We start from the raw sequence: 26,936 nt of genomic DNA, 5'->3' as shown, positions 1-26,936 counted from the left end.
ACAAGGTTCGTCATCGTGCCATTCGGCGAGTTGATATCACCGATAACGAAATCACTTGGTGCTTCGCTAAACGTAAAGGTTACGCCTGATGTTTCACCATCACTTAATGCGCTTTCAGTAAACGCGATAGCCAGTGTTGGATTAACCGTATCAACGATGATCGCATCGGTATTACCGCTGCCCAGATTGCCCGCGGCATCGGTGTAACTGTCGTTATCAACCGTGATTGTCGCTACCATCAAAGTTATCATTCGGAGTAAACGTCGCAGTCCAAACAGTTGGATCTGCCGTTGCCACAAGCGCCGTGATCGTGCCATTCGGCGAGTTAATATCACCGATAACGAAATCACTTGGTGCTTCTGAGAACGTAAAGGTTACGTCTGATGTTTCACCATCGCTTAATGCGCTTTCAGCAAACGCGATAGCCAGTGTTGGATTAACCGTATCAACGATGATCGCATCGGTATTACCGCTGCCTAGGTTGCCCGCTGCATCGGTATAACTGTCGTTGTCGACAGTGATTTTCGCGCTACCATCAAAGTTATCATTAGGGGTAAACGTCGCAGTCCAGATCTTCCCATTCGTTGCATCTTGAACAAGGTTCGTCATCGTGCCATTCGGCGAATTAATATCACCGATAACGAAATCACTCGGTGCTTCGCTAAAGGTAAACGTGACTGCTGATGTTTCACCATCACTTAATGCGCTTTCAGTAAACGCGATAGCCAGTGTTGGATTAACCGTATCAACCGTGATCGCATCCGTATTGCCGCTGCCGAGGTTGCCCGCGGCATCGGTGTAACTGTCGTTATCAACCGTGATTGTCGCGCTACCATCAAAGTTATCATTAGGAGTAAACGTCGCAGTCCAAACAGTTGGATCTGCCGTTGCCACAAGCGCCGTGATCGTGCCATTCGGCGAGTTAATATCACCGATAACGAAATCACTCGGTGCTTCGCTAAAGGTAAACGTGACTGCTGATGTCTCACCATCGCTTAATGCGCTTTCAGTAAACGCGATAGCCAGTGTTGGATTAACCGTATCAACGATGATCGCATCGGTATTACCGCTGCCTAGGTTGCCCGCGGCATCGGTATAACTGTCGTTATCAACCGTGATTGTCGCGCTACCATCAAAGTTATCATTGGGTGTAAACGTCGCAGTCCAGATTTTTCCATTCGTTGCATCTTGAACAAGGTTCGTCATCGTGCCATTCGGCGAGTTGATATCACCGATAACGAAATCACTCGGTGCTTCGCTAAACGTAAACGTGACAGCGGATGTCTCACCATCACTTAATGCGCTTTCAGCAAACGCGATAGCCAGTGTTGGATTAACCGTATCAACTGTGATCGCATCAGTATTGCCGCTGCCCAGGTTGCCCGCAGCATCGGTGTAACGGTCGTTGTCGACAGTGATTGTCGCGCTACCATCAAAGTTATCATTCGGGGTAAACGTCGCAGTCCAAACAGTTGGATCTGCCGTTGCCACAAGCGCCGTGATAGTCCCATTTGGCGAGTTAATATCACCGATAACGAAATCACTTGGTGCTTCGCTAAACGTAAAGGTTACGCCTGATGTTTCACCATCACTTAATGCGCTTTCAGTAAACGCGATAGCCAGTGTTGGATTAACCGTATCAACGATGATCGCATCCGTATTACCGCTGCCCAGATTGCCCGCGGCATCGGTGTAACTGTCGTTATCAACCGTGATTGTCGCGCTACCATCAAAGTTATCATTCGGGGTAAACGTCGCAGTCCAGATTTTCCCATTCGTTGCATCTTGAACAAGGTTCGTCATCGTGCCATTCGGCGAGTTGATATCACCGATAACGAAATCACTCGGTGCTTCGCTAAACGTAAACGTGACAGCGGATGTCTCACCATCACTTAATGCGCTTTCAGTAAACGCGATAGCCAGTGTTGGATTAACCGTATCAACGGTGATCGCATCGGTATTACCGCTGCCTAGGTTACCCGCGGCATCGGTGTAACTGTCGTTGTCGACAGTTATTGTCGCGCTACCATCAAAGTCATCACTTGGGGTAAACGTCGCAGTCCAAACAGTTGGATCTGCCGTTGCCACAAGCGCCGTGATCGTGCCATTCGGCGAATTAATATCACCGATAACGAAATCACTCGGTACTTCGCTAAAGGTAAACGTGACTGCTGATGTCTCACCATCGCTTAATGCGCTTTCAGTAAACGCGATAGCCAGTGTTGGATTAACCGTATCAACGATGATCGCATCCGTATTACCGCTGCCCAGGTTGCCCGCGGCATCGGTGTAACTGTCGTTATCAACCGTGATTGTCGCGCTACCATCAAAGTTATCATTGGGTGTAAACGTCGCAGTCCAGATTTTTCCATTCGTTGCATCTTGAACAAGGTTCGTCATCGTGCCATTCGGCGAGTTGATATCACCGATAACGAAATCACTTGGTGCTTCGCTAAACGTAAAGGTTACGCCTGATGTTTCACCATCACTTAATGCGCTTTCAGTAAACGCGATAGCCAGTGTTGGATTAACCGTATCAACGATGATCGCATCGGTATTACCGCTGCCCAGATTGCCCGCGGCATCGGTGTAACTGTCGTTATCAACCGTGATTGTCGCGCTACCATCAAAGTTATCATTCGGAGTAAACGTCGCAGTCCAAACAGTTGGATCTGCCGTTGCCACAAGCGCCGTGATCGTGCCATTCGGCGAGTTAATATCACCGATAACGAAATCACTTGGTGCTTCGCTAAACGTAAAGGTTACGCCTGATGTTTCACCATCACTTAATGCGCTTTCAGTAAACGCGATAGCCAGTGTTGGATTAACCGTATCAACGATGATCGCATCCGTATTACCGCTGCCCAGATTGCCCGCGGCATCGGTGTAACTGTCGTTATCAACCGTGATTGTCGCGCTACCATCAAAGTTATCATTCGGGGTAAACGTCGCAGTCCAGATTTTCCCATTCGTTGCATCTTGAACAAGGTTCGTCATCGTGCCATTCGGCGAGTTGATATCACCGATAACGAAATCACTCGGTGCTTCGCTAAACGTAAACGTGACAGCGGATGTCTCACCATCACTTAATGCGCTTTCAGTAAACGCGATAGCCAGTGTTGGATTAACCGTATCAACGGTGATCGCATCGGTATTACCGCTGCCTAGGTTACCCGCGGCATCGGTGTAACTGTCGTTGTCGACAGTTATTGTCGCGCTACCATCAAAGTCATCACTTGGGGTAAACGTCGCAGTCCAAACAGTTGGATCTGCCGTTGCCACAAGCGCCGTGATCGTGCCATTCGGCGAATTAATATCACCGATAACGAAATCACTCGGTACTTCGCTAAAGGTAAACGTGACTGCTGATGTCTCACCATCGCTTAATGCGCTTTCAGTAAACGCGATAGCCAGTGTTGGATTAACCGTATCAACGATGATCGCATCCGTATTACCGCTGCCCAGGTTGCCCGCGGCATCGGTGTAACTGTCGTTATCAACCGTGATTGTCGCGCTACCATCAAAGTTATCATTGGGTGTAAACGTCGCAGTCCAGATTTTTCCATTCGTTGCATCTTGAACAAGGTTCGTCATCGTGCCATTCGGCGAGTTGATATCACCGATAACGAAATCACTTGGTGCTTCGCTAAATGTAAACGTGACAACTGATGTCTCACCATCACTTAACTCGCTTTCAGTGAACGCAATGGCCAGCGTTGGATTAACCGTATCAACGATGATCGCATCCGTATTACCGCTGCCTAGGTTACCCGCGGCATCGGTGTAACTGTCGTTGTCGACAGTGATTGTCGCGCTACCATCAAAGTCATCACTTGGGGTAAACGTCGCAGTCCAAACAGTTGGATCTGCCGTTGCCACAAGCGCCGTGATCGTGCCATTCGGCGAGTTAATATCACCGATAACGAAATCACTCGGTGCTTCGCTAAAGGTAAACGTGACTGCTGATGTCTCACCATCGCTTAATGTGCTTTCAGTAAACGCGATAGCCAGTGTTGGATTAACCGTATCAACCGTGATCGCATCCGTATTGCCGCTGCCCAGGTTGCCCGCGGCATCGGTGTAACTGTCGTTGTCGACAGTGATTGTCGCGCTACCATCAAAGTTATCATTCGGAGTAAACGTCGCAGTCCAAACAGTTGGATCTGCCGTTGCCACAAGCGCCGTGATCGTGCCATTCGGCGAGTTGATATCACCGATAACGAAATCACTCGGTGCTTCTGAGAACGTAAAGGTTACGCCTGATGTTTCACCATCACTTAATGCGCTTTCAGTAAACGCGATAGCCAGTGTTGGATTAACCGTATCAACCGTGATAGCCTGAGTAACAGAAGCTGAGTTACCCGCCGTATCCGTCGTGGTAACGGTTAAATCTTGTGTACCATCAGCTAATTCAGCTGTGGTAATCGAGTAATTACCGTCGCTATCTACAACAGCTGTGCCCACTGCAACGCCAGCAGCGTTGGTGATAACAACCGTTGAGCCTATCTCGCCAGTACCGTCAATCGTTGGTGTATTGTCAGAGGTAATATCATCATTATCGATCGCGCTATCTGAGCCAGCATTAATGTCCGCCGTTGGCGTCACAATGCCGGTATCAACCGTGATAGCTTGAGTAACAGAGGCAGAGTTACCCGCAACATCCGTCGTGGTAATGGTTAAATCTTGTGTGCCATCTGCTAATATCGATGTCGTGATTGAGTAGTTACCATCCGCATCCACTGTGCCCGAGCCAACAACCTGGCCTGCCGCATTAGTAATAACAACCGTTGAACCTATCTCGCCCGTACCGTCAATCGTTGGCGTATTGTCAGAGGTAATATCATCATTATCGATCGCGCTATCTGAGCCAGCATTGATATCCGCCGTTGGCGTCACAATGCCGGTATCAACGGTAATCGCCTGAGTAACAGAAGCTGAGTTACCTGCCGTGTCCGTTGTGGTAATGGTTAAATCTTGTGTGCCATCAGCTAATTCAGCTGTGGTAATCGAGTAGTTACCGTCGCTATCAACAACTGCCGTGCCCACTGCAACACCTGCAGCGTTGGTGATAACAACCGTTGAGCCTATCTCGCCAGTACCGTCAATCGTTGGTGTATTGTCAGAGGTAATATCGTCATCATTAACCGCGCTATCAGAGCCTGCATTAATGTCCGCCGTTGGCGTCACAATGCCGGTATCAACCGTGATAGCTTGAGTAACAGAGGCAGAGTTACCCGCAACATCCGTCGTGGTAATGGTTAAATCTTGTGTGCCATCTGCTAATATCGATGTCGTGATCGAGTAGTTACCGTTGCTATCTACAACAGCCGTACCCACTGCAACGCCGGCAGCGTTGGTGATAACAACCGTTGAACCAATCTCGCCTGTACCATCAATCGTTGGCGTATTGTCAGTGGTGATATCGTCATTATCAATCGCACTATCCGAGCCCGCATTGATGTCCGCTGTTGGCGTCACAATGCCGGTATAAACCGTGATAGCTTGCGTCGTCGCAGCAGAGTTACCAGCTGTGTCCGTCGTGGTGATAGTTAAGTCTTGTGTACCATCAGCTAATTCAGCTGTGGTAATCGAGTAATTACCGTCGCTATCTACAACAGCTGTGCCCACTGCAACGCCAGCAGCGTTGGTGATAACAACCGTTGAACCAATCTCGCCTGTACCATCAATTGTTGGCGTATTGTCTGAGGTGATATCGTCATTATCAATCGCACTATCTGAGCCCGCATTGATGTCCGCTGTTGGCGTCACAATGCCAGTATCAACCGTGATAGCTTGCGTAACAAAGGCTGAGTTTCCAGCAACATCTGTAGTGGTGATCGTTAAGTCTTGTGTGCCATCAGCTAATTCAGCTGTGGTAATCGAATAGTTACCATCAGTATCAACAACTGCTGTGCCCACTTCAACGCCTGCGGCATTGGTGATAACAACCGTTGAACCTATCTCGCCCGTACCATCAATGGTTGGCATATTGTCAGAGGTGATATCGTCATTATCAATGGCACTATCTGAGCCCGCATTGATGTCCGCCGTTGGCGTTACAATGCCAGTATCAACCGTGATAGCTTGCGTAACAAAGGCTGAGTTTCCAGCAACATCTGTAGTGGTGATCGTTAAGTCTTGTGTGCCATCAGCTAATTCAGCTGTGGTAATCGAATAGTTACCATCAGTATCAACAACTGCTGTGCCCACTTCAACGCCTGCGGCATTGGTGATAACAACCGTTGAACCAATTTCGCCCGTACCGTCAATCGTTGGTGTATTGTCAGAGGTAATATCGTCATTATCAATGGCGCTATCTGAGCCAGCATTGATATCCGCCGTTGGCGTCACAATGCCGGTATCAACTGTAATAGTTTGCGTCGTCGCAGCTGTGTTACCCGCAACATCCGTCGTAGTAACGGTTAAGTCTTGTGTGCTATCGACTAATATCGAAGTTGTGATCGAATAATTACCGTCGCTATCAACAACTGCCGTGCCCACTGCAACACCTGCAGCGTTGGTGATAACAACCGTTGAACCTATCTCGCCAGTACCATCAATCGTTGGTGTATTGTCAGAGGTAATATCGTCATTATTAATGGCGCTATCTGAGCCAGCATTGATATCCGCCGTTGGCGTCACAATGCCAGTATCAACCGTGATAGCTTGCGTAACAAAGGCTGAGTTTCCAGCAACATCTGTAGTGGTGATCGTTAAGTCTTGTGTGCCATCAGCTAATTCAGCTGTGGTAATCGAATAGTTACCATCAGTATCAACAACTGCTGTGCCCACTTCAACGCCTGCGGCATTGGTGATAACAACCGTTGAACCTATCTCGCCCGTACCATCAATGGTTGGCATATTGTCAGAGGTGATATCGTCATTATCAATGGCACTATCTGAGCCCGCATTGATGTCCGCCGTTGGCGTTACAATGCCAGTATCAACCGTGATAGCTTGCGTAACAAAGGCTGAGTTTCCAGCAACATCTGTAGTGGTGATCGTTAAGTCTTGTGTGCCATCAGCTAATTCAGCTGTGGTAATCGAATAGTTACCATCAGTATCAACAACTGCTGTGCCCACTTCAACGCCTGCGGCATTGGTGATAACAACCGTTGAACCTATCTCGCCCGTACCATCAATGGTTGGCGTATTGTCAGAGGTAATATCGTCATTATCAATCGCGCTATCAGAGCCCGCATTGATGTCCGCCGTTGGCGTCATAATGCCGGTATCAACAGTAATAGCTTGCGTCGTCGCAGCAGAGTTACCCGCAACATCCGTCGTGGTGATCGTTAAGTCTTGTGTGCCATCAGCTAATTCAGCAGTGGTAATCGAATAGTTACCATCAGTATCAACAACTGCCGTACCCACTTCAACGCCGGCAGTATTGGTAATAACAACCGTTGAACCTATCTCACCCGTACCATCAACCGTTGGTGTATTAATGTTCGTAATGTCGTCATCATCGATTGCGCTATCTGAGCCCGCATTGATGTCAGCTGTTGGCGTTACAATGCTCGTATCAACGGACCCAAGCGCATCCATCATACTCGTATCAACAAATACCTTATTTTGCCCATTCTGCGTAAAGGTTTTAGTTTCAAATTCAGCGTGAGCTAGAGTTTCATCGCCAGTACGCGCGACAGAGATCGCTGACGAACGGCCACCATCGCTAGCACTACCCGCAGCAGTACTAACAGGGTCAATAAACTCTTCATCAGAAAGGATTAATTCTTGAATGGCACTAATTTCGGCTAAAACATCATCGCTAACTTGCGGTTTTTCCGATATAGATTGGTCACTATCTTCGGTAATTTCATCTAACACATCCATCGCTACATCAGACGTGTCAGCATTATCAGTTGCTTTAAAGTGTTCATCAATGATCACTTGCGAGCCATCAGCATACTTCAATATAACTTGAGCACCGGATGTGATCTCAATTTTGCCACCCGCAGCGATTTCATAACCGCTTTCTAGAGATTGACTATCCTGCTCAAGTATATGTTCCGCTTTACCGTTAACAGATATAACTTGTGCGTGCTGAGGGATAACAAATGTAATCATGAATAAATCCTTTTAACTATCTTATTCCATGGCACAGGTAAATACCTGCATAATTATCGATTTACGCTATGATCATATATACAATAACCACTATTTTTACCGATATAACAATTAACCTAATTCAATAATCTAATTTAGTACATAATACTCACATTAAAAGCAGAGCGATTAACGTTAAATACACATTCTCAATAAATAATTAGTTCAAATGGCTTTTTATTATACATATTTAACATTCAATAAACCATTGTATGATAATAAGTTTGTCCACACATAAATGCCTACTCGACTTACCAATAAGATTAACACCATAGCAACAACACCTAATTTAAAGTAAGCCTTTGTAATTAATGATTATTTTAATTTAATAACTTAAGCATTAACTTGCTATACATACTGATGCTCATTAAATTTAAACAAAAAAGCCCATCGTTATTACTAACGATGGGCTTTTAAACTATTGAATTTATAGCATTGTCGGTTACATCACGTATTTAAATACGCTATTTCCACCATAACGCTAATTGAGGGAACATAATAAGCAAGGCTAACGCAACAACTTGCAAGCAGATAAACGGTACCAGAGCACTGAATATTTCGCCCAAGCTAATATCTTTTGGTGCTACCGATTTAAGGTAAAAAGCAGCTGGACCAAATGGCGGTGATAAGAATGACACCTGCATATTCATACAGAACACCACACCAAACCAAATTGGGTCAAAACCTAAACCAACAACAATCGGTACAAAGATAGGCATAGTTAATAATGCAACACCAACCCAATCAAGGAACATACCTAATACAAACAGCACTGCCATCATGATTAGGATAGTCCCCATTGGGCTACCACCACTCATCGCCAGAATACCGTCACTGACGAAATCAATACCGCCCATTAGGTTATAAACACCCACTAATGCGCTCGCACCAATACCAATCCAGATGATCATGCCACAAGTACGTAATGTCGCAATTGAACTTTCTTTTAGCATGTTCCAGTTAAGCTCACCACGGATTGCCGCACTGATCGCAATGCCCACAACACCTAATGCCGATGCTTCTGTAATCGATGCGATACCACTGTAGATACTACCGAGTACCACAGCAACTGATAACATTGGGAATAATAACGCTTTCTTAAAGTTAATATCTTTCGCTTCATCTTCCGCTAATTCTTCCGCTGTTGGTAATGGTGCTAATGATGGGTTTAAGTAACAACGAACCAATACATAGACAATATACAATAACGCGAGTATCGCAGCCGGTAAGAATGATGCTTTAAACAGATCACCAATTGAAACACTTGCTGTTAGACCATAAATAATCAATACGATACTTGGCGGTAACATAGTACCCAAAGCACCACCAGCACACGTTGTACCAATCGCTAATTTACGATCGTAACCAAGACGCAGCATTTGCGGCAATGCAAGAATACCAAGCAATACGGTTTCACCACCGATAACGCCAGACATTGAAGCAAGTAACACAGCGACTAATAATGTTTGAACCGCAACACCACCACGGATGTTACGCGCTACTTTTTTCATTGCATCGAATAAGTCACGCGCAATACCAGAACGGTCAAGCAAGGCAGCCATCAATACAAACATAGGTACAGCTAAGAAAACGTACCCACTAACAAAACTATAAATCCGGCTGGTGATCAGCGGTAAAACCTCTGGACCAAACCAACCAAATGTGAAAATAACAGCAACTAAGCCCGTTACAAATGCCAATTGCATACCTGTTAATAACAGGCCAATCATAAGCACCAACATTAACAAACTGCCGTAACCAATACCAATAGATGAAAGATCAAACATATTATTTATTCTTCTTAACTAAGCCATGAATTTCTTGAATTAGGTGCAAAACAAATTGCACCGACATTAAGCACAGAGTACCAAAAATTAACGCTTTCAGTAGCGCAGGATATGCAGGATCCCAAGCAGAGCCCGATGTTTCTAAGCGCATCTCGCCCCAAGGTGCATACCAAGCACCTTCAGTCATCGTCCATGCAGCAAAAGAAAGTAATACAGTGAACAATAAACCCATAATATGATGGAACACATTCAAGTACTGTTTTGTACGCTCAGATACATGATCATAAATAAGGACAACACGTACGTGTTTATCTGTCGCTAATCCATAAGCGCCACCAAGTACAAATAAAGTACCGCCAATAAAAGATGCAGTTTCATGTACCCAAATCGTCGGCGCATTAAATACATAACGCATCAGTACTTCATAAAACGATATTAATACCGTAAACAGAAACAACACACTGATTGCATTGCCAGCCCATATAATGCCGGCATCGAGGCGGTTTCTTGGTTGCAGTTCTTCTGGATTACTCATCGATTTTTTCATCTTCTAAGTGGAAAAAAAGGCTGCAGCGCAGCCTTCAGGTATAACATTTACTTAAATTACAGTAAGTTTTTCGCTTTTAAATGTGCAGTAACTGAGTCATATACTTTTTGCGCGTTTGGAGAACGTTTTGCGTAAACTTCCCATTGGCTACGTGCAATAGTACGGAACTTTTTACGTTCTTCAGCAGGCCAGTCATGTACAGTAATTTTTGGATCTGCCATTGCTTCAGCAACCGCTTCTGCATCTGCTTTTTTCAAGGTGTCAACCATAGTATAAGCAAACGTTTTAACTGAATCTTGCATGATTTTTTGTAAATCAGCTGGTAGTTTGTTCCACGATTTAGCACTGATTGATACTTCAATTGCAGGCAAAGAATGGAAACCAGGATAGACGGGATGTGGTGCTACATCATTTAGACCCGCTTTATGGTTCGTTGAGAATACCGTGTAATCTGCAGCATCAATAACGCCTTTGCTTAGACCAGTAAATACTTCAGAGCCCGGTAAGTTAACTGGTGAAGCGCCTGCAGCAGCAAATACTTGTTGTACTAGACCTTCAGGTGCACGTAACTTAAGACCTTTAAGATCGGCAACGCCATTAAGTGGTACTTTAGAAACAAACGCTTCAAGCCCTGTTGCTGATGCGCCAATATAGTAGATACCGTATGGTTTGTAGATTTCACGCATTAGCTCGTTACCGCCGCCGTTATACATGTAATCTAATAATTGTTCTGGTTCAGACCAAGCGCCAACAGTGTTCCCCATCAAGCCGAATGCAGGATCTTTACCAGCAAAGAAACCCGTTGCTGTAATGTGACCTTGTAAAACACCAAATTTAATACCATCCAATGTTTCTGTGTGCTTAATAACAGCACCTACAGGTAACATAGTGACATCAATACGGCCGTCAGTGTCTTTCTCTAACTGATCAGCCCATGCTTGTTGCACTTGGAAATTCTTCTCACCTGATGGATCAGAAGATTGGAATTTAAAATTAAATTCAGCAGCGAATGCAGAAGCACTCATTAATGTTGCAACTGACGCTGCAATAATTGTTTTAGAAATCGTTTTCATTCGTAGCGGTATCCTTGTTTCTGATAAACCCGATAATGATTGTTATGTTAACTTTACATGTTAACTTTACATGTTAATTTTTATGTTACCGGTAACTGCTGGCAATCTTACTCCCCAAAACAGTTAAACTCTAGGGGTAATATCACATTTTCGCATAAATTCGTCGGATATATTCAACTTTTAAGTCACTATTATTACATATGTACAACTTTCTAGTTTCATTTGAAGGTTTATTTGCTAGATAAAAAAAATGGTCATATTTTGGTTAAAATATGACCATTATGGTATTTTATAAAGACGTTTGGATTTTATAAATTATCGAATATCAGTTCAACATCATCAGCCTAGTCACGCTTTAAAGCCTCAATACTGAGTGTTACTATGTCATCAATGGTGCCGTTAATTGGCACTGAAAGTACGTCCTTTTCACCTTTTAAAGGTAACTCTAGCGTATTAAATTGACTTCGTAACATGTCATCGCCACTAAAAAAGTGCCCTGCTCTTGCTTTCATACGGGTTAAAATTAAATCAAAACTACCGTCTAAATAAATAAAAGTAACAGCCTTATTACCATCACGTATTTGATCACGGTAATCTTTGCGTAATGCCGAGCAAACTATCACACCTATTTCATTCTTCTGCTCAATACTAAAACACGCATCACGGATACGCTCTAACCAAGGTTTACGGTCGGCATCATTTAAAGGCTGGCTCGCGGCCATTTTTAAAATGTTAGCTTTCGGGTGCAGATCATCACCGTCAATAAATTTAACGCCAAGCTGCTGTGCAATTTTTAATCCGATCGTGGACTTTCCGCTACCTGAAACGCCCATGACAATAATACTTCTACCTTTCATATTATCTACTTCTTAACATTACGTTAAATCAACCAACTGCAATGTTACCGTTAACACAAAAAAATACAAGTGTTATAAGCATAGCTTAAGTACTTCCACGTTCAGAAATAATAAAACCGAGATCTAAATGCATATTTTCAATTGGTTCATCATTAATTTTTTTAAGTAACATAGTCGCCGCTTGCTCACCAATATCGAAACGAGGAATAGACACAGAGGTTAATTTAGGATTTGTTGCACTGCAGATATCAAGATCGTTAAAACCAACGATGGCAATATCCTTCGGTACTTTAAGATTACGACGTTGACACTCAAACAAAGCACCCGCAGCTAAATCATCATTACAGAAGAAGATACAATCTGTATCAGGCCATTCACCTAGTATTTCAGTTAACATATCCGCGCCCATTTGATAATTAGACGAATAGTTACTCGTTACGACGCGCTCATCACTCAATTCAGCTTCCCAAATTGCTTTACGCCAACCGTCTAAACGCAGTTGCGCACGTAAATCCATGCGTGCACCAGCAAAGCCAATGTTTTTATAACCTTTACCAATGAGGTGCTCTGTCATCTTATAACCCGCTTGCGCATGGTCTAAACCAACCGACATATCAATGGCGTTATTATTACATTCCATGATCTCGACAACGGGCAAGTTAGATTTACGTAATAACCGATTGCTGCGTTCAGTGTGGTGCGTGCCTGAAATAATGATGCCATCAATACCAAACTGTAGATAGGTTTCGATTAAGCGCTCTTCTTCTAATAGGGAGTAACCAGAATGACCTAATAAGATCTGGAAGCCTTGCCCTAACATCACATCATTAATACCGCGTACAACATCAGCAAATACACCGTTAGATAATGACGGCACGATCAATACAACCGTTTTACTTTGCTTGGCACTTAACATGCTCGCGGCACGATTAGGGACGTAGCCCATTTTATCTATGGCTTTATGGATAGTTAAGCGTAGTGATTCCGATACTTTCTCGGGAGTACGAATCGCTCTAGAGACTGTGATTTTAGTAACGCCTACTTTATTTGCAACATCTTGTAAGGTCACTCGACCAGACTTGCGACTGTTGGAACTCATACGCCTAATATCCTTAGTTATAAAATACTTACCACATTATACCTATCTAAAATTAAGGGTAAATAAACTTTTAAATTAACTTTAAATTAGCAAAAACGTATGATTTTTAACATATTTGTTAATACTTAGACATTTCGATGTTACAGCTATGTTTATATATATACACACAAAGACGTTTGTATAAATATATTAGTAATTTTAGCTATATTTATATAATTGAGCAGGAAAGAACCAATCTTAAATTTCAGCAAACAAGGATAGTGTGAGGTATCTCTCATAAGGCAATGCAGATTAACCATATCAATTTTAATGATTTAAAATTAGTTTATGAAAAAGTATGATTTGGATGAAAAAGATAAATAACGATAGCGTTAACATTGTATCTTTTGCTACTTTCTATATCATGCCTTAAACAATCAGGCATTAGCCAATTCTCACCTTCATGACTTGCCAAGGCACAGAGGAACAGATGAACAATAATATTGATATTGCAGTAATAGGTTTAGGCGTAATGGGTGCCAACATGGCATTAAACTTAGCAGAACGTGGTTTCTCGGTTGCCGCTTTTGACATTAACGAAGCGCGTCGTACAGATATCGTTAAACGTCATCAACCATTAACAGCAGCAAAATTAATTGCCGTTGCTGATCTTGCAGAGCTTATTCAACAACTAGATACACCACGTCGTATCGTACTTTCTGTTCCAGCAGGCCCGGTTGTTGATATTATTTGTAATGACTTAATTGCAGCTGGCTTAGAAGCAAGCGACATTGTTGTTGATACAGGTAATAGTCAATGGCGTGATTCAATTGCCCGTGCGGATTCTTATGCCGGAAAGTTTAACTTCTTCACTTGTGCTATCTCTGGTGGTGAAGTTGGCGCTCGTTTCGGTCCATCACTTATGCCAAGTGGTGATAAAGCAGCATGGGAATGGCTAAAACCTATGTGGCAAGCAATGTCTGCGAAAGTGGATCCTGTAACAGGTGTTGAGATTGCACGTACCAAAGTAGAGCAACCATTACCTGAAGGCGAGCCTTGCGCTGAATATATTGGTCCAATCGGTTCTGGCCACTTTGTTAAAATGGTACATAACGGTATTGAATACGCTGACATGCAAATGATTGCCGAAGTTGTGCAATTTATGCGTCAAATCTTAGGCGTGTCCGCTGTTGAAGTGGGTGAAGTATTCAGTGAATGGAATAAAGGCAAGCTACAAAGCTACCTTATCGAAATCACAGGTAACATCCTGAAAGTTGTTGACGAAGCAACTGGCAAACCTATGGTTGACGTGATCATGGATCAAGCTGGCCAAAAAGGCACTGGTAACTGGACTGCACGTGAAGCGCTAGAGCTTGGCGTACCAGCAAACGCAATTGCAGAATCTGTATTTGCACGTTGCCTAAGTACTCAAAAATCTATCCGTCAGGTTGGCGCGACGAAACTTGCAGGCCCTGCAGTTTCTATCGAAGATCGTAACGTATGGTTAGAAAAATTATCTGACGCACTATACTGTTCAAAAATCTGTAGCTACGCACAAGGTTTTGAATTAATGACTGCGGCAGAAAAAGAACATAACTGGACATTAGATTACGTTGCGATTGCAAAAATATGGCGTGCAGGTTGCGTGATCCGCGCTCACTTCTTAGATGATATCTCGAAAGCTTACCAAGCTGAACCTGAGCTATTGAACCTAATGTTAGCGGAACGTTTCACTAATACCCTTGCAGAAAGCCAAATGGCGTGGCGTGAAGTATTAGCGAAAGCGATCATGCAAGGTATGCCAATGCCATCAATTAGCGCAGCAATGAGCTACTATGATTGCTACCGTGAAGCAGATTCTTCAGCAAGCCTTATCCAAGCGATGCGTGACTACTTTGGTGGCCATACTTACCGTCGTAAAGATCAAGATGCAAGTCAAAGCTTCCACTACGACTGGCACTTTGGCACTGGCGAGCACAAAGCACAGCACTAATATCACCGCGCTAGATCCCTAGCTCGATGATCATTACGCAATCGGCATTACCCAATGCTGGTTAAAAAATAAAAAAACCCAGCTTGCTGGGTTTTTTATTGCGCGACAGTCATCACAACTAGAACAATACTCTACATTTAATCGTTAAAATTAAAATATTGCATAAATATTTATTGTTATACAATATTCTTACCTAAATCATTACCAGTTTAAAATTATCGACCCCATAACTCACAAAGCATAATTATTTATATCTGCCTATTTACTCGCTATCGCAAGGACAACACGATGCAGGATCAACAAGCCGACTCAGAACAAGCGCCCGACTCCAAACAGAAATCAAAGCTAAAGTCAGCATTAAAAGGGGCATTAGCAGCTATGCCGTTGAGTATTGCGGTGATCCCTTGGGGTATTTTAGCGGGTTCTTATGCCATCGAAGCAGGACTAAATATGCTGCAAAGCCAAGCCATGTCCGCGATCGTATTTGCTGGCGCAGCGCAATTGGTTGCAGTCGGCATGATCAAATCAGGCATTGGCTTAACCAGTATTCTATTAACAACATTGCTCATTACTTCACGTCATTTCTTATATGGTATGGCAATGCGCCACCAAATGAGTCCCCTGCCATTACGCTGGCGGTTAACCTTAGGTTTCTTACTCACCGACGAATTGTTTGCGATCTGTAGTGAAACCAAGCAACACAAGTTCGACCGTTGGTTTGCATTTGGCGGTGGCTTTAGTTTCTATCTCATTTGGAACCTAGCCTCTGCTGTCGGTATTATCGCGGGTCAGCAAATACCTAATTTAGATGAGCTCGGTTTAGACTTCGCCATTGCAGCGACCTTTATTGCCTTGGTGGTACCTGCCATTAAAACCCCGTCGATTCTTGTTAGTGTACTGGTTTCGTTAGTCATGGCTGTCACCTGTGAACTATTTCATATACCCGGCGGCTTACTTATCGCGGCCTTGTCAGGCATGAGCGCAGGTATGCTTACCGCTAAGTTGACCAATGAAGCACATCCAAATCAAACCCCACTAACAAGACCCGGAGACGACTTATGATCTGGCTAACCATTATATTAATGACAGTTATTATCTTTTTCAGTCGTTATATCTTTATTGAACCTAAGTTGCCGTTACGTCTGAATGCGAATATGGTGAAGTTTTTAAGTTACTCAGCACCCGCAGTGCTCACCGCTATTTTAGCGCCGATTGTCTTTTTACAAGATAATACTTTACACCTAAATCTTGATAACAGTTATTTAATCGGTGCTGTATTTGCAGTATTGTTGATCTTACTGACTCGCAACACCTTACTCACTGCAGTATTAAGTATGCTGTTGTTTTTCTTGGTTCACTAACACTTTTTATTAGAGCGTTGTTTATTAAATAACTTATTGATTAAATAGAGAGTACTGTTATGCATGATTTTGATATGAACCTCATAAAACCGTTTATTAAGGTGTATGAGTTTAACTCCTTTACCAAAGCGGCTGAGTTTTTAGATGTTTCGCAACCAGCGATTAGCGCCTCGATAAAACGTTTGGAAGACTACCTAGGTTATCAATTATTCATACGCAGCGGCCGTAATTTAACCACAACAACCAGTGCCCAACAATTTTACCAACAAGTTGTCAGTGTTATTGATGTGATCGATAATGCCATCGACACAAAAAAACAATTTATCGTCACGGCACCAGAGAGTATTCTTTTACAATTAATCGGCCTGCCGAATATCCAGCTCATTCAATCTGGCGATACGGAAGACAAAACATTTAACGACTTGCGTATGCGAACCATTGATTTAGCCATTGATAACATCACTAAAAAAGACAGTAACTTTTGTTTTGAGCTAGTCCACACCGAGCCTTTAGTGTTGATTTGCTGTCAAAACCACCCCGAAATTCAAGGCCAGATAAGTTTAGAGCAATACCGGCAAGCTAGCCATGTAGTGATGACTTTGTTACGTCATAATATGCATGCGGTAGAGTTTTTCAGTAAAACGACAATATTGCGAGAGCGAGATGTTAAGGTGCAAGTATCTAGCCCTGCCAATTTAATGCTCGCGGTACAGGGAACGTCCTACATTGCAGCAATGCCCGCAGGCCTTTCTCACATTGCTAAATCGTTAAATTTACAAGTGTTACCATTGCCTTTCGCGATCAGTGATATTGAATACCACATGATTTATCACAAGCGCTTCATTAAAGATCCAGTACATAAAAAGCTGCGAGAAACATTCAAGGAGAAACTCATTTAGTATAAACAATAGTTATCATAGGTATATCTCACACCCTATTTTTAATTATACCTAAGTCACTTATAGTTCACTCATCAAAACGAGGCGATGCATACCGCCTTATCTTATTTTTAATATGAGTGATGACGATATGAAGAAAACAACCTTAGCAACTTTAATTTTTTCAATTTCATTTGGCGCTGTTGCAGCACAACATGATCATGAACATTTTAGTGAGATTGGCAATCAAGGTGGTAAAGCCGCAACGCAAGCAACAATTGACTATAACCAAGATTTTTCGAAAACACTGAACTATAAAGATACCCGCGCTTTTGACAATAATAACCGCGGCTTAATTGCTGCATTTGATCAAAAAACCGGTGACCTTATTCGTAATAGTTTCGACTTTATCGACCCGAGCGCGGCCAATGCCGATAAAGCGCCCGAGTCAGTAAATCCATCGCTTTGGCGCCAAGCAGTATTGAACCAAGCAGCAACAGGTTTATATGAAGTCGTTCCAGGTAAAGTATATCAAGTTCGTGGTGCTGACCTTGCTTCAATCTCGTTTATCCGCAGTGACAACGGCTGGATCGCATACGACGTATTATTAACAAAAGAATCAGCAGAACAATCTCTTAAGTTCTTCCAAGAACATGTTCCCGAAGATGGCGATTTACCTGTTGTCGCGATGATCTATTCACATTCGCATGCAGATCACTTTGGTGGTTCTCGCGCAATTAAAGACGCGTTCCCAAACCTGAAAGTATACGGTTCAAAAAACATCACTAAAGAGATTGTTGATGAAAACGTCTTAGCTGGTAATGCAATGTCTCGCCGTACGGCATACCAATATGGCGCAACATTAAACCGCCATGAACACGGTATTGTTGATGCAGCCCTAGCAAAAGGCCTATCCACAGGTGAAATTACTTATGTGCTACCTGACTATGAATTAAACCAGCAAGATGAATTTGAAACATTAACTATTGATGGTCTAGAAATGATCTTTATGGATGCATCAGGCACAGAAGCATCATCGGAAATGGTCACTTACATTCCAAGTTTGAAAACCCTGTGGTCGGCAGAGTTAACGTACCAAGGCATGCATAATTTATACACACTACGTGGTGCAAAGGTACGAGATGGTCTGCTCTGGTCTAAAAAAATTAATGAGATGTTACATACATGGGGCAATGAAACTGAAGTGCTGTTCTCTGCTCATTCAGCGCCAGTTTGGGGTAATGAAGAAATTTCAGACTTCTTAAAAATGCAACGTGATGCCTATGGTTTCACTCACAACCAGACACTACGATTAGCCAATGATGGTTATGTCATGCAGGATTTAGGTGACAAGATTTATGATGTCATGCCCGAATCAATTCAAAAAGCATGGCATACCAATGGTTATCACGGTACTTATTCACATAATGCGCGTGCCGTTTATAATATGTATCTAGGCTACTTTGATATGGTTCCAGCAAACCTCAATCCGCTACCTGCTGCACCACAAGCAGAGAAATTTGTTGAATACATGGGCGGCAGTGAAGTGATCCTCAAAAAAGCGCATGCTGACTTTGACAAAGGTGAATACCGTTTTGTCGCGACCGTGTTAAGTAAAGTAGTGAAAACTGAGCCTAGCAATAAAGACGCCCGTAAACTATTAGCTGATACTTACGAGCAGCTTGGTTATCAATCTGAAGGGGCTGGTTGGAGAAATATTTACCTTACTGGTGCCCAAGAACTACGTATTGGCACTAAACCTGGCGCACCTAAAACAGCATCTGCAGATGTACTTGCTAATATGACAGTTGAAAATTTATTTGATTATATGGCCGTACGCGTTGATTCATTAAAAGCACAAAATACCCCATTCACGCTGAATGTTGTATTACCGGATTCAAAAGAAACATTTTTTGTCGAGATGTCTAACGGCAACATGAGTAACATTAAAGTAGATAAAGCACTAGAAGCAGACGCGACTCTCTATGTTAACCGCACTGATGTAACTAAGCTGGTATTAAAACAAACGACACTAAAAGCCTTGTTTGAATCAAAAGAAGCCGGACTTAAAGGTGACCAAACAGTATTAAATAAACTCATGGCCTCTTTAGTCGAGTTTGATGAGAAATTCGAAATTGTACCTCGCCCAGCCAAAGGCGAAGAAGTCGATGCGCAGTTATATGAAAAGACTGGTGACCATACAGGCCATAAACATTAACAAGGTTTATTAACGTCACGATCAACACAACGATCGACACCACTATCCAAGCCAGCTTACGCTGGCTTTTTTAGCAGTTAAATTTACACCGTACGCAAAAAAATTAATACGGCGCTAGCATTAAGACCCTATTTCATTGAGTTTCGAAACATTATCGACGTTAGTTTCATTAATTATGCTTTAACCACACATAAAGTGTAAGTTTAAATAGACAAATGAAACAAACGAAACTAAAATGCGACAACTTCGAAACTTAAGTTGTCGTATTTACAGAATTAAAGCATTAATATAACGAGTGAAAGTAGATAAATTTCAATCACACACTATATTTATTAAAACGTAACCCCTGAATTTCATTTCAGTTACGTTTCGAACTAAAATCATTAAAACAAGTTGTATAGGACGCACATCGTCACGGACCGATAGACACTACTATCACGTGGTTATTACTTGTTTACATCTTATTTGTTACATATTTATACAAATTATAAAGTTAGGAGAAGACCATGTGTGGGATTGTTGGTGCTGTTGCACAAAGAGATATCGCTGAAATTTTAGTTGAAGGTTTACGTCGTTTAGAATACCGCGGTTATGATTCTGCTGGTGTGGCGATTGTTGATCAAGATAACAACCTGCAACGTATTCGTAGCTTAGGTAAAGTAAAAGAGCTAGCAGCTGCGGTAGATACAGAACAACCGATTGGCGGTACTGGTATTGCGCATACACGCTGGGCAACACACGGTGAACCTTCGCAAGTCAATGCACACCCACACGTTTCTGGCGATATTGCCGTTGTACATAACGGTATTATTGAAAATCATGAAGCACTACGTGAATTATTACAACAGCGTGGTTATGTATTCCAATCACAAACTGACACTGAAGTTATCGCCCACTTAGTTGAATGGGAATTACGCTCGACAGATAGTCTACTCGATGCCGTACAGAAAACTGCAGCGCAATTAGATGGCGCTTATGGCACTGTGGTACTCAATCGTCTAGAACCAGGTAAATTAATTGTCGCACGTTCAGGTAGCCCAATTGTAATCGGTTTAGGTGTTGGTGAGAACTTCTTAGCATCTGATCAATTAGCACTACTAAGCGTAACACGTCGCTTCATGTACCTTGAAGAAGGTGATGTGGCAGAGGTAACGCGTCGCGATGTATCAGTATTTGATATTAATGGTAACGCAGTAACACGTGAGATAACTGAATCTAACGCAGAACACGATGCTGGTGATAAAGGTAAATACCGTCACTTCATGCAAAAAGAGATCTTTGAACAACCCGTTGCATTAACCAATACAATGGAAGGTCGCCTTTCTGCGAACAGCGTGATCACTCAGAGTATCGGTGTTAACGCAGCAGAGATCTTACCAAAAGTAGAGCACGTACAAATTATCGCGTGTGGTACTTCTTACAATGCAGGTATGACAGCACGCTATTGGTTTGAATCACTCGCTGGCGTAAGTTGTGATGTCGAAATTGCGTCTGAATTTCGCTACCGTAAATTTGTAACCCGTCCTAACAGCCTACTTATCACGTTATCGCAATCAGGTGAAACAGCAGATACTTTAGCTGCACTACGCCTTGCCAAGGAAAAAGGTTACATGGCGGCAATGACAGTATGTAACGTAGCAGGATCTTCACTGGTACGTGAATCAGATTTCGCATTCATGACACGTGCTGGGACAGAAATTGGCGTGGCTTCAACCAAAGCATTCACCACCCAACTCTCTGCATTATTAATGTTAGTAACCGCATTAGGTAAAGAGAAAAAAGTAATTAGTGCTGATACCGAAGCTGAAATTGTCACAGCGTTGCACGCATTGCCTGCACAAATCGAAACATCATTATCATTTGATAAAGAAATCGAAGCACTAGCAACAGATTTTGCCGATAAGCACCACACCTTATTCTTAGGCCGCGGTGAGTTTTACCCTATCGCGATGGAAGCCGCACTGAAGCTGAAAGAGATCTCTTACATTCACGCAGAAGCATACGCAGCTGGTGAATTAAAACACGGTCCGTTAGCGCTAGTGGATGCAGATATGCCAGTTGTGGTTATTGCACCAACCAATGAACTATTAGAAAAACTAAAATCGAATATTGAAGAAGTACGTGCTCGTGGCGGACTACTGTATGTATTTGCTGACGCAGACGCTGGTTTTGTGGCATCAGAAGGGATGAAAATCATCACTATGCCGCATGTAAGCGAAATTACCGCGCCAATCTTCTACACATTACCTATGCAGCTGCTTTCATATCATGTCGCACTGATTAAAGGCACAGATGTGGATCAACCACGTAATCTTGCTAAAGCGGTAACGGTTGAGTAAAGATACTCTTCAGTGTTATTTAACATGTATTCGAGTAATAAAGTTGTATACCAAGTAATAAAGACGTATACCGAGTAATAAAGTCGTATACTGAGCCTATCCGTACTATGCTTAATAATAAGCAAATATGGATGGGCTTTTTTATGTCACAAAATCGTTACTTCAATTCTGAAGCTAAAAATATTAAATGGATTAAACAAGGACGAGGTTCTGGCCATGGGATCAATTACAAACCTTGGCTTACAGTGCGGGACCTACCATCAAGAGGTCGTTCAAGTCGAGTCTTTGGACATAAAAGTGCCCGAACTCATCATCTATTATCAGATTTAGAATTAGCTGTATTTTTCATTTTAGAATGGGACCTATCAGTCACTGATATACGAGAACAATTTCCACTTAACCTTAAAGACACACAATCCATCGCTCGTAACGCACAAATTAAACACCCCGTAGATAAAGGTGTGCAGCAAATTATGTCATCCGACTTCCTCGTGAATACAAATTTCCTCAACAAACCTAAATTTGCGTTACAAGCTAAATACGCAGCAGATTTAGAAGATCCAAGAACAATAGAAAAGCTTGAAATTGAACGCCAATTTTGGGAATTAAAATCAGTACCATGGTTTATCGTCACTGAAAATGATATCCCAAAAGTTGTTTTTGAAAACATTAAATGGCTCTATCCTGCCCAGCGGGATGAAATAGATTTAGATGAATTTATTGAACGTATTAATTTTTATCAACATATCTTTAAAAGTCATCCGACTAAAACAATTATTACGCTCTCCAAGTTATTAGATAGTACTTACGATCTTGAATTAGGTGAGACACTCCGTGAATTACGCCAACTGTTAGCCCATAGATGTTTTGAATTCGATATAAATATTCCAATAAAAAAATTAAAAATCAATGAATTACATTTGGCTAATTATGACGCTATACGGGAGGCTGAATGTTTAGAGTTAACGAGGTAGTCAATTTTAATGATGAACAATATCGGATCTTAACTATTTACCTTGATGAAATAGTTTGGATTTCATTAGATGATGAGAAAGCTTTTCCGTCTTGGATTTCTAAAGACGAGTTAGTAGAAGCTATTGACGATGGGACTCTAACCAGAGGAACTGACCCATTCGAGTTTTTAGCTTTTGAAAAACCAGAAAAAGGTAGTACGTTTTACAAAAAACGAAATCATAATTATGAACTCATATTGCCTCTTATTTCTGACGAACAGATATTTAACCCTAAAGCTCGAGCTAAATTAATTAACGCATTAATTGACAGTCATGTATCAACTAAGCGTACTTTGTATAAACAACTCAGGCGCTATTGGCAGCGAGGTCAAATACAAAATGCCCTACTTCCTGACTATAAGCTCTCTGGTGGTAAAGGAAAAAAAAGGCAAGCTACAGATAAAAAACTGGGTAGACCTCGCATCATTACGTCTGGTAAGGGAGCGATTATAACCCCTGAAGTTGAAAAACTATTTCGTCGAACAATTGAGAAATATTTACTTGTTGCCAAAAAAAATACATTTCCCTTCACTCATCGACAATTTAAAAGCATCTATGATACTTATTACCCTGAAACGCCAGAAGAAGAAATTCCATCATTGTGGCAAATGAAGCACTTCTATACTCGAGAGTATAAACAAGCTGAAGTAATGTCTAAAAAAGTAACAAACATTACATATCAAAAAGACGTTCGCCCTCTATTAAGTACAGTCAATACAAATACATTAGGACCAGGTTCACGCTTTGAAATTGACGCAACGATTGCTGATATCTACATTACCTCAAACAGTGAACGGGCATGTATTATTGGTCGTCCTGTTGTATATACAGTTATAGACTCATTTAGCCGTATGGTAGCTGGTATTTATGTCGGGATGGAAAGTCCATCTTACGCTACAGCCATGCAGGCTCTCACTAATGCACTAACAGATAAAGTGGCTTACTGTGCAAAATATGGCATTGATATCACGAATGAAGAATGGCCGGTTAATGGATTACCCGATGCCATCTTAGCTGATAGAGGCGAATTGATAGGATATCAAATTGAATCTCTCGAACGCAATTTTTCAATTCGCATCGAAAATACAGGCCCTTATCGTGGCGATGCAAAAGGTATTGTAGAGCGATATTTCGGAACTATTCAGGCCATATTCAAGCCCTTTTTACCAGGTATAGTCACTGGCACTAAAATCAAAAAACAAGGTGATAGAGATTATCGACTTGATGCCAAGGTAACACTTAATGAATTTATTGAAATTATCTTAACCTCTGTTTTATATCATAATCAATTTCATACACTAGAATACTATGACCGCGATATTGATATGCCGGAAGACCTTGCTATGACTCCTCTCTCACTATGGAATTGGGGTATTCAAAATAGAACAGGTAAATTAAGAAGTGCCCCAGAAGAAGCGATTCAAATTGCATTATTACCGCAAGTCGATGTGACTTGCTCACCTTTAGGAATTAAAGCTTTAGGCATCTATTTCACAAGTAGTGAAATTTTAGAACAAGGATGGCTACATAGAGGGAAATCAGTAAAAAGGCCTCAGAATCTTAAAGCAGCTTATGATCCACGAACAGCAAATCAAATTTATTTATTTCCTGAAAAAAATAACAATAAATATTGGATATGCAAATTAGCAGACCGAAGCCGTGAGTTTATAGACTGCACATTTTGGGAAGTTGAAAAAGTACAATCTGAGCAAAAGCAGGCTATATCTAAATCTAAAATGACCTCTGATAATAAACTTAGAGCGCTAGAAAGTGCAATGGCTAAAAAAGTCAAAGACATTGAAAAAAATGCAATCAATACAGCTCAAATGTCTGATGCAGAAAGGTTACGACAGATAAATGACAATAAGGAGAAGGCTAAAGAAGCAGAAAGAAAAGAAACAGCTTTTCACCCAAATGTGAACAAAAAAAACCAATCTGCCGATATCATTCCTATCACAAAGCAAGATGATGATTGCAGTTTCCCTGATTATATTGACGAGCTTTTTGATGAGGATTAAATATGAGTACTAACAATTTCGTTCATGACGCCTGCTATCAAGATCCCGGTATCAAAAAATACCAAGGTAATGCATTTATCGAAGCGTTACCTCCTATTATGTCCACAGCACAGATAAAAACAGGGCTCACAGGCAAAGTTGACTTTGATCCCAAGGATATCTTTATTGATGCCAATAGAAGAATTCACATAATAGCTAACCTGTTAAATGATTTTTTCCAGCCTATTTCTAATCACCTACAGCTAGAAAGTAAAATATCGATCATGATCCGCCAAGGCTATGTAGGTCGAAACCCAGATAATGGCGCTTTAAATAGCCATATGCAAAATGGTTACGAGAGAATACAAAGCGGTGATTTAAACAGTTTTAGATTTACAAATGTTAAATCTACAGCACTAAGTATGGCTTTGATTGGTAACTCTGGTTGCGGTAAAACAAGTACGCTAAACAGAATACTCGCGACCTATCCACAAGCTATTTATCATGAAAAAACGAATATCACTCAAATCGTATATTTAAAATTAGACTGCCCATCAAATGGGTCAACAAAAAGCCTCTGCCATCACTTTTTCACAGCCATAGACAAAATATTAGGCACTAACTATGAGACAAAGTACGCACTAAAACGGCATGGTGTTGAAACGCTATTAACGTTAATGAGCCAAATCGCTAATGTGCACGCAGTAGGTGTATTAGTTATTGATGAAATTCAGCATTTGAGTCTATCCGGTGGCATAGATAAGATGCTCAACTTCTTTGTTACGTTAGTTAATGTCATCGGGTTACCCGTCATTCTGATAGGAACACCTAAAGCTAGACCTATATTTGAATCTGATTTTCGTTCTGCCAGACGAGGGGCTGGATTTGGCGCTTTATTTTGGGAACCGATGAAGAATCTTCCATCTAAAGAAAATCCTCGAACAGGAAAGTTAAGTAAAAGTGAATGGGTAGCATTTACAGATAAGTTATGGGGCTATCAATGGCTTCAAAAAAATGACACGCCTTTATCAGATGAGTTACGTGAATGCTGGTATGACTTATCGCAAGGTGTTCTCGATATCGTAGTAAAGATCTTTGTCTTGTCTCAACTAAGAGCTATCGTATTAAAAACTGAGCGGCTAACAATAAATATCCTTACACAGGTATACGAAGATGAACTAAAGCCAGTACACCCTATGCTAGACGCTCTGCGATCTAATGACCCTGAACGCATAGTTGAATTTTCAGATCTTTGTATGCCGGATATTGATAAACAATTATTAACCTTATCTCAGAAAATAGAACATGAGCTTAATAACGAAGATTCATTAGATAACATTTATCATGGCAATCAAAATGCTAAACGTTTACATCAGTTGTTAGTCGCGATGGACTGTAACTCAGACCTGATAAAACCCTTAGTAAATAAAGCATTTGAATTACACCCGACGATGACAATGCAACAATTAATGCCTATCATCCTCGAGTGGTATAATGAGCCAAAAGAAAAAATCATTAAATCGCCGACACCAGTAATTAAGAAACAAAACTGGAATACGTTACCCTCTGACGATATGCGCTTTATGCATTCAGAATCTGATAAAGGGCCCTATTCAGTCTATGAACAACTAAAACTTAAAGGTATGATTTTTAGTTCAGATTCTTGGCTCGAATATGTAGGATAAT

Annotated in this window: 15 protein-coding genes and 1 pseudogene; 9 read left to right on the top strand and 7 right to left on the bottom strand. The window is 41.8% G+C overall.

The annotated features are described in order from the left end of the window. Nucleotides 1-5: 5 nt before the first annotated feature. From FR932_RS21860 to FR932_RS02665, 7 genes and pseudogenes are all read right to left on the bottom strand, one after another. Nucleotides 6-239 (bottom strand): annotated as a pseudogene (locus FR932_RS21860) (Ig-like domain-containing protein); the annotation flags it as partial. Then, nucleotides 217-8,070, bottom strand: a complete 7,854-nt coding sequence (locus FR932_RS02690; RefSeq protein ID WP_151676817.1) for an Ig-like domain-containing protein — start codon at nt 8,068-8,070, stop codon at nt 217-219. The gene FR932_RS02690 and the pseudogene FR932_RS21860, both read right to left, overlap by 23 nt. A gap of 503 nt (nt 8,071-8,573) precedes the next feature. Next, the gene (locus FR932_RS02685; RefSeq protein ID WP_019441344.1) at nt 8,574-9,896 is read right to left on the bottom strand and encodes a TRAP transporter large permease; all 1,323 of its coding nucleotides are present in this window, start codon (nt 9,894-9,896) and stop codon (nt 8,574-8,576) included. A gap of 1 nt (nt 9,897) precedes the next feature. Continuing rightward, on the bottom strand, nt 9,898-10,431 hold the full coding sequence (locus FR932_RS02680; protein WP_242065969.1) for a TRAP transporter small permease subunit: 534 nt from the start codon (nt 10,429-10,431) through the stop codon (nt 9,898-9,900). Nucleotides 10,432-10,499: 68 nt separating this feature from the next. Beyond that, the gene (locus tag FR932_RS02675; protein ID WP_019441342.1) at nt 10,500-11,516 is read right to left on the bottom strand and encodes a TRAP transporter substrate-binding protein; all 1,017 of its coding nucleotides are present in this window, start codon (nt 11,514-11,516) and stop codon (nt 10,500-10,502) included. Between the two features lie 344 nt (nt 11,517-11,860). Then, nucleotides 11,861-12,373: a gluconokinase gene (locus tag FR932_RS02670; protein WP_019441341.1), complete on the bottom strand. Its 513-nt coding sequence runs from the start codon at nt 12,371-12,373 to the stop codon at nt 11,861-11,863. An 85-nt stretch (nt 12,374-12,458) separates the two neighbouring features. Continuing rightward, nucleotides 12,459-13,472 (bottom strand): LacI family DNA-binding transcriptional regulator, encoded by a 1,014-nt coding sequence (locus tag FR932_RS02665; protein ID WP_019441340.1) that lies wholly within the window; start codon nt 13,470-13,472, stop codon nt 12,459-12,461. A gap of 469 nt (nt 13,473-13,941) precedes the next feature. On the opposite strand from FR932_RS02665, the gene gndA reads away from it, so the two are divergent. The 9 genes from gndA (at nt 13,942) to FR932_RS02620 (ending at nt 26,935) form a co-directional block, all read left to right on the top strand. Next, nucleotides 13,942-15,444 carry an NADP-dependent phosphogluconate dehydrogenase gene (gene gndA, locus FR932_RS02660; RefSeq protein ID WP_019441339.1) on the top strand — a complete coding sequence of 501 codons (1,503 nt, stop codon included), beginning with the start codon at nt 13,942-13,944 and terminating at the stop codon, nt 15,442-15,444. Nucleotides 15,445-15,732: 288 nt separating this feature from the next. After that, a complete protein-coding gene (locus FR932_RS02655) occupies nt 15,733-16,506 on the top strand; it encodes an AzlC family ABC transporter permease (RefSeq protein ID WP_019441338.1) in 774 nt (257 codons plus the stop codon). Continuing rightward, nucleotides 16,503-16,805, top strand: a complete 303-nt coding sequence (locus FR932_RS02650) for an AzlD domain-containing protein (RefSeq protein WP_019441337.1) — start codon at nt 16,503-16,505, stop codon at nt 16,803-16,805. The genes FR932_RS02655 and FR932_RS02650 overlap by 4 nt, the downstream gene beginning before the upstream one ends. 59 nt (nt 16,806-16,864) lie before the next feature. Further along, nucleotides 16,865-17,704 (top strand): LysR family transcriptional regulator, encoded by an 840-nt coding sequence (locus FR932_RS02645; protein ID WP_019441336.1) that lies wholly within the window; start codon nt 16,865-16,867, stop codon nt 17,702-17,704. A 115-nt stretch (nt 17,705-17,819) separates the two neighbouring features. Continuing rightward, nucleotides 17,820-19,901 carry an alkyl/aryl-sulfatase gene (locus FR932_RS02640; protein WP_019441335.1) on the top strand — a complete coding sequence of 694 codons (2,082 nt, stop codon included), beginning with the start codon at nt 17,820-17,822 and terminating at the stop codon, nt 19,899-19,901. 506 nt (nt 19,902-20,407) lie between these two features. Then, the gene (glmS, locus tag FR932_RS02635; protein WP_019441334.1) at nt 20,408-22,240 is read left to right on the top strand and encodes a glutamine--fructose-6-phosphate transaminase (isomerizing); all 1,833 of its coding nucleotides are present in this window, start codon (nt 20,408-20,410) and stop codon (nt 22,238-22,240) included. Nucleotides 22,241-22,383: 143 nt separating this feature from the next. Continuing rightward, entirely contained in the window at nt 22,384-23,214 is an 831-nt protein-coding gene (locus tag FR932_RS02630) for a heteromeric transposase endonuclease subunit TnsA (protein ID WP_019628948.1), read from the top strand. Then, nucleotides 23,193-25,271, top strand: a complete 2,079-nt coding sequence (locus tag FR932_RS02625; protein WP_019441332.1) for a DDE-type integrase/transposase/recombinase — start codon at nt 23,193-23,195, stop codon at nt 25,269-25,271. Before FR932_RS02630 ends, FR932_RS02625 begins: the two co-directional genes overlap by 22 nt. A gap of 2 nt (nt 25,272-25,273) precedes the next feature. Then, the gene (locus tag FR932_RS02620; protein ID WP_019441331.1) at nt 25,274-26,935 is read left to right on the top strand and encodes an AAA family ATPase; all 1,662 of its coding nucleotides are present in this window, start codon (nt 25,274-25,276) and stop codon (nt 26,933-26,935) included. The last annotated feature ends 1 nt before the right edge of the window (nt 26,936 follow it).

Origin of the sequence: Moritella marina ATCC 15381 (assembly GCF_008931805.1) — a bacterium.
Lineage (GTDB): Bacteria > Pseudomonadota > Gammaproteobacteria > Enterobacterales > Moritellaceae > Moritella > Moritella marina.
This window is presented reverse-complemented; position numbering and strand designations above follow the sequence as displayed.